At 62.4% G+C, this 6,215-nt stretch carries 5 protein-coding genes; 1 reads left to right on the forward strand and 4 read right to left on the reverse strand.

Going from position 1 to position 6,215, the window contains the following annotated elements:
- Nucleotides 1-34: 34 nt before the first annotated feature.
- The 4 genes from RB2654_RS05610 to RB2654_RS05625 all read right to left on the reverse strand — a co-directional run bounded on the left by RB2654_RS05610 (nucleotide 35) and on the right by RB2654_RS05625 (nucleotide 4,032).
- Nucleotides 35-946, reverse strand: coding sequence for a pirin family protein (locus tag RB2654_RS05610; RefSeq protein WP_040884448.1), 912 nt, complete (start codon nucleotides 944-946; stop codon nucleotides 35-37).
- A 110-nt stretch (nucleotides 947-1,056) separates the two neighbouring features.
- Nucleotides 1,057-1,686 (reverse strand): TadE/TadG family type IV pilus assembly protein, encoded by a 630-nt coding sequence (locus RB2654_RS05615; protein ID WP_008329448.1) that lies wholly within the window; start codon nucleotides 1,684-1,686, stop codon nucleotides 1,057-1,059.
- A 14-nt stretch (nucleotides 1,687-1,700) separates the two neighbouring features.
- Nucleotides 1,701-2,243 carry a TadE/TadG family type IV pilus assembly protein gene (locus RB2654_RS05620; protein ID WP_040884450.1) on the reverse strand — a complete coding sequence of 181 codons (543 nt, stop codon included), beginning with the start codon at nucleotides 2,241-2,243 and terminating at the stop codon, nucleotides 1,701-1,703.
- 1 nt (nucleotide 2,244) lies between these two features.
- The gene (locus tag RB2654_RS05625; RefSeq protein ID WP_008329457.1) at nucleotides 2,245-4,032 is read right to left on the reverse strand and encodes a TadE/TadG family type IV pilus assembly protein; all 1,788 of its coding nucleotides are present in this window, start codon (nucleotides 4,030-4,032) and stop codon (nucleotides 2,245-2,247) included.
- Between the two features lie 301 nt (nucleotides 4,033-4,333).
- Between RB2654_RS05625 and RB2654_RS05630 the strand changes: the two genes are divergently transcribed.
- The gene (locus RB2654_RS05630; protein ID WP_008329458.1) at nucleotides 4,334-6,178 is read left to right on the forward strand and encodes a M3 family oligoendopeptidase; all 1,845 of its coding nucleotides are present in this window, start codon (nucleotides 4,334-4,336) and stop codon (nucleotides 6,176-6,178) included.
- Nucleotides 6,179-6,215: the final 37 nt, after the last annotated feature.

The raw sequence follows: 6,215 nt of genomic DNA on the forward strand, positions 1-6,215 counted from the left end.
GGGCCAAAGCCCGCGGCGAAACCCGTCACACGCCTCAGTGCGCCGGACGAATGAACGTCCCGTTGCGCAGGTCCTGCATCGCCTGCATCAGCTCTTCGCGCGTGTTCATCACGATCGGCCCGTGCCACGCCACCGGCTCGGAAATCGGCGCGCCCGAGATCAGAAGGAACCGAACCCCCTCTTCCCCGGCCTGCACCGTCACCTCGTCGCCCGAGCCAAAGCGCACGACCGTGCGGTTTCCGGACAGATCACGGATGTTGACCTCCTGCCCGAACACTTCCTTCTCGAGCAGAACGCCCGAAGGCTTGGACGCATCGACGAACGCCGCCGCCCCTTGGAACACATAGGCGAAAGCCCGGCGATAGGTGTCGATCTTGAAGGTCTTCTTCACCCCCGCAGGGATCGTCACGTCCAGATACTGCGGGTCCGCCGCGATCCCGTCGACCGGGCCGCGTTTGCCCCAGAACTCGCCCGCGACCACACGAACCACCGTGCCGTCGTCATCGGTGACTTCGGGAATTTCCTTGGACGCGATGTCCTGATAGCGCGGATCGGTCATCTTGAGCGAGGACGGCAGGTTGCCCCAAAGCTGGAACCCGTGCATCTGGCCCTTGGCGTTCCCGGTCGGCATTTCCTGATGCATGATGCCGGAGCCCGCGGTCATCCACTGGATGTCGCCCGCGCCCAGCGTGCCACGGTTGCCAAGGCTGTCACCATGCTCGACCGTGCCTTCGAGCACATAGGTGATCGTCTCGATCCCCCGGTGCGGGTGCCACGGGAAGCCCTTGATGTAATCCGAAGGCATCTCACCCCGGAAATCGTCGAATAGAAGAAACGGATCGAAGGCCTCGGGATCGCCGAAGCCGAAACCGCGATGAAGTTTGACCCCGGCACCTTCCATCGTGGGTTGGGCGGGGGTCTGGGAGATAACGGGACGAATGGACATGAGCGTCTCCTTTCGACCCGTAATCTAGGTTTGCACGTGGCCCGCAACAATCCGCCGCCACGCTTCGAGGCGGCGCAGTTTCTGTGCACGCAGGCACAGATCCGGGCAGATCAGGACCGCGCCGGGCAGCTGTTCACGTATTCCCAGCACAATTGCGGGCCGAACCGCGGCTCGGTGAACACGGTGTCGATGAACGTGTTGTTCTTCATGAACCCCCAGCCGGACTCGTAGTTCTCCGTCGATACGGTTTTCAGCATCGGCGGAATGAAGGGTGCGACATAGTCGACGCTGGTTTCGACCATGACGATCCGCTCGCCGAAGCCCAGAAGCGGCACCACGGAATTCAACGCGTCGAGGTCGTCGGATTCGTAGGTGTCCACGCCATTGGTCGCGCGCGACCAGTCCAGAACCAGCACCCGGTTGTCGGCATCGCCGCAATCGCCGTTGCAGTAAAGCTGGGTGACGCGCACCCATGTGTCGTTGTCGCCCTGCGTCAGATAGCGAAAGACCGAGCGCACGCCGTTCAGATAGGTCGTGTTGATCGACGCGGTTTCCCGCGACATCAGGTCCGAGATCGCGTAATTGCCCTTCAGCGCCAGATTGCGGGCCCGGAACACATCGAAGATCGTGTAGACCGTCAGAAAGCCCCAGATCAGCAGCGGCAGGATCAGCACCATCTCGACGGTGAGCGAGGCGTCTTCGTCCCGAACGAACCGGCGGATCGAAAAATGTGGTTCCATCTGTCGCCCTCCCCTCACGGTTCGTTCACGAAGGTCGAGGCGGCGACGACGGCGTATTGACCGGCTTCGTCCAGCGGGGCGAGGTCCAGAACCCATTTCGACGGGGCGAAGAACGGGTCGACCTTGGCGCAGGCGCGCACGATCATGATGTCGTTGGCCAGCCCGAAGGTGACGTTGACGACCGGCTGGATTTCAGCCGACTGGTCGGTGCAGGTCGTGTTGCCCGCCGGAAAAGACCACGTATCGGTCGAGATCGGAGTCAGTTCGACCAGCAGGTTCGAATTGCAATTCGAGATGATCGGCGCCCGGTTGCACAGCGTCGTCTTGAGCGCCCCCTGGGTCTGCGTATCGACCAGCCCGAGGCGCAGTTCGCGCACCGTCGTGTCGAGCGACTTGTCCAGCATGACCGACCTGAGAAGCAGGACGGACATTTCGAACGACGATAGGAACAGCGTCATCAGCGCGGGGAAGAGGATGACGAACTCGATCGAGGCCGTTCCGTCTTCCCGTCTGATTGCCTGTTTTATTCTTTTAAGTATGCCTGCCCGATGTGTCATTTCAGAACACTAGCCTCAGTTTCGAGATTTCCCTTGCGATGGCCGCGAAGGCCGCCGAGATATCCAGACCGTCGACGTCGAAGTAATAGGCCGGTGCCGACGCGCAGCTGCGCATGATGTCGTGCTGGCTGCCGCTCACCTCGAACCCGATCGTGAAGACGACCATGCCCGCGTTCTTCGCCGCCGTGCAGATCTCGTCCAGATTGTCGTTCTTTTCGCTGTAGTTGAAATAGTCGTGCGCATCCGCGAGGAAGTTCCACTGGTCATACCAGTTGGCGGTCTTCTGAAGCCACAGTTGCGGGAAGGTCAGCTGCGTGGCGCCGTTGCCTTCGTACACCATCTCGCATTCTTCGACCCAGTTGTACTGCCACCACCAGTACCCCCAGTATTGCCGGACCGAATGGCATTCCTCGTACTCGCCCTCGCCGTACGGGTGGTCGAGCCACTGACCGCCGTTCACCCAGTAATAGCGATCGTCGTCGGCGTCGTAGACCGACCAATCGTTCGAGCTGTTGGCCTTGTAAACGCCCGACGGCCCGCTGTGATACCCGCGCCGCAGGTAGTCCTGCGAGGTGTTTTCCCCGTCCGTCATCAGCACGATGACCTTTTCGATCCCGCGCTGGGTGTATTCGAACGGGCGACCATCGAAGGCCTCGTTCACTTCGTTCGCGGCCACGAGGTCCGAGATCGCGGGCTGCGCCGCCGGGTCCAGAAGGGCCGCGCCCCACTTCATCCCGAGGTCGATCGAGGTGTTGCCGCTCGCGCCCAGATCGTCGATCTCGTCGCGCAGGGCCTCGGCGGAGAAGCCCATCGGGTAAATCTCGCGCCAGTAGTCGTTCGTGCTGCCGGAATAATCGTTGTAGCAGGGCGAATTCGAGCCGGGGTTCGGGGTGCTGTTGGTGCCGCCCGACGGGTCGAAATACCCTGTAAGCTGGATCGGATCGCCGTAAAGCGCGGGCAGCGGGCGCCCGTTCGTCACGAAGGTGTCGAGCGAGAAGGTCGGAACGGCGACCGTGTCGAACTCGTCCTCGTAGAAGGTGATGCACCGGCTTTCGGTGTGCTCGCTCGTATGGTTGAACCGCTGCAACAGGTTCGACGGCAGCAGCACCTGTTCGGCGTAGGGCACGATGTTGATCGAGATGTCGCCCTCGGTCAGCGTGCAATCCTCGGTCTCGTCCGCATCGGCGGGGTTGCACAGCATGACGTTGACGAACCGCTTGGCGGCCCGACGAAGTTCATAGATCTTGGAATAGCCGGAACTGGACGAGTTGCCCATCGAACCGGACACGTCGAGCACCAGTGAAATCTCGGACAGCGACAGCGCCTCTTCGGCCCCGCCTTCGGTGTAGAGGCCCAGATCGTACATATGCGCCAGACGCAGGAAGGTGGTCGGCATGAGCGCGCTGACCGAGGCCTCGACCCGCCGTGTGGTCACGGCCACGTCGTCGGCCACCTCGCCGTTCGTCTGGTTCTCGAAGACGTCGATGTCGTCCTGACTGATGACATGGCCCAGACCGGCCTTGGTGAAGTAGTCCAGAACCACCTCTTCCGGGTCCAGATCCTGATCCAGCGACGCGGCGGCGAGGATCGCGCGGTCGAGCGTGCCCTGCACATGCACCCGGTGGGTTTCATAGCGCATCGTGTCGACCGCGATCCCGCCCGCCAGACACATCAGCATGAAAACGGCGATCCCGAATATGATGAACGACCCGCGCTCGTCACGCAGGAACCCCTCGGGGTTGTCCACCCGTTGCGTGGTCTTCCGATCTTTCAGGCCGTGATCCGCCATCGTCCCGTCTCCCGCGTCAAAACGCATCATCCGCGTTCGAAACACGGATTTCACCGCGATCCAGAGACCTCAGAACCACGGCGGAATTGAGGCGAATGTTTGATATTTGAAACTCACCATGCAGCTTTCCGGGACAGTGAGCCGCCGCTGCGCTCCAGCGTTTCCCGGTCGCGCACAATCCGCCACGAAAATTCCGCGTGGGTTAGCGAACCATGACCTGAATACGGACGTGACCGGACCGGGTGTTGTGGCCCACCCGCCCACGTCCTATGTCTTGACCGACACACGAACAGGAGACTTCATGCGCATCCCGACCAAGCCCAGCCCCGTCTTCGACGCCGCCACTGACCCCGCAGGGTCCGGCAAGGATTTGGGAAATCTGCCCGACTGGGATCTGAGCGACCTCTACGCGGCCCCCGACGCGCCGGAAGTGACCCGCGACCTCGACCGGCTGAAAACGCTCTGCGCCGACTTCGCCGAACGCTACGAAGGCAAACTGGCCGATCTGGACGCCCAGGGCATGCTCACCTGCGTCACGGCGCATGAGGAGATCGACCGCATCGCCGGGCGGCTCATGTCCTACGCGGGTCTGCGGTATTATCAGGTCACGACCGATGGCGAACGGGCGCAGTTCCTGCAAAACTGTCAGGAAAAGCTGACGGACTACACCACGCCGCTGGTGTTCTTCTCGCTGGAAATCAACCGTATTCCGGACGACAAGCTCGACGCCCTGTTCGAAGCCAACGCCGATCTGGCCCGCTACAAGCCGATCTTCGACCGCCTGCGGGCGATGCGGCCCTACCAGCTGTCCGACGAGTTGGAAAAATTCCTGCACGACCAGTCCGCCGTCGGCTCCGCCGCGTGGAACAAGCTGTTCGACGAAACGATGGCCCGCCTCACCTTCTCACCCGAAGGCGAGGACGAAGACCTGTCGCTCGAGGCCACGCTGAACCTTTTGTCCGAACAGAAACGCTCCCGCCGCGAAGCGGGCGCGCGCGAACTGGCCCGCGTGTTCGGCGAAAACCTCCCCCTCTTCGCCCGCGTGCACAACACGCTCGCCAAGGAGAAAGAGATCGAGGACCGCTGGCGCAAGATGCCCTCGGCCCAGACCGCGCGCCACCTGTCGAACCATGTCGAACCCGAGGTTGTCGAGGCACTCAGAAACGCCGTGGTCGACGCCTATCCGAAGCTGTCGCACCGTTATTACGCGCTCAAGGCCAAATGGCTCGGGCTCGAAACGATGGAGGTCTGGGACCGCAACGCGCCGCTCCCGATGGAGGAGGAGCGTGTCATCGACTGGCCCAAGGCACGCGAGATGGTGCTGTCGGCCTATGCAGGCTTCGACCCGGAAATGGCCGCGATCGCCGAGCCGTTCTTCGACCGCGGCTGGATCGACGCCGGCGTGAAACCCGGCAAGGCGCCCGGCGCCTTCGCCCACCCCACCGTCACCGACGCGCATCCTTACGTTCTGCTCAACTACCTCGGCAAACCGCGCGACGTGATGACGCTGGCGCACGAACTGGGCCACGGCGTGCATCAGGTGCTGGCCGCCGGTCAGGGCGAGCTTCTGGCCGACACGCCTCTTACGCTGGCCGAGACCGCAAGCGTCTTCGGCGAGATGCTCACCTTCCGCAAACTGCTGGCCGAAGCGCCCGATGCGGCCCAGAAAAAGGTGCTGCTCGCGGGCAAGGTCGAGGATATGATCAACACGGTCGTGCGCCAGATCGCGTTCTACGACTTCGAATGCAAACTGCACGAAGCGCGCCGCACCCGCGGCGAACTCACCACCAGCCAGATCAACGAGCTGTGGATGAGCGTGCAGGGCGAAAGCCTCGGCCCGGCGTTCACCTTCATGGACGGGTACGAAACCTTCTGGTCCTACATCCCCCACTTCGTCCACTCGCCGTTCTACGTCTACGCCTATGCCTTCGGCGACGGCCTCGTGAACGCGCTCTACGCGGTCTACGAAGAGGGCGACCCGGACTTCCAGAAGAAGTATTTCGAGATGCTGAAGGCCGGCGGATCCAAGCACCATTCCGAACTGCTCAAACCCTTCGGCCTCGACGCCTCGGACCCGAAGTTCTGGGACAAGGGCCTGAGCATGATTTCGGGCTTCATCGACGAACTCGAAGCGATGGAAGACTGAGGTTTCGACGCGGGCTTGCGCCCGCGTCGACCCGTTG

The sequence above is a fragment of the Maritimibacter alkaliphilus HTCC2654 genome, assembly GCF_000152805.1.
GTDB lineage: Bacteria > Pseudomonadota > Alphaproteobacteria > Rhodobacterales > Rhodobacteraceae > Maritimibacter > Maritimibacter alkaliphilus.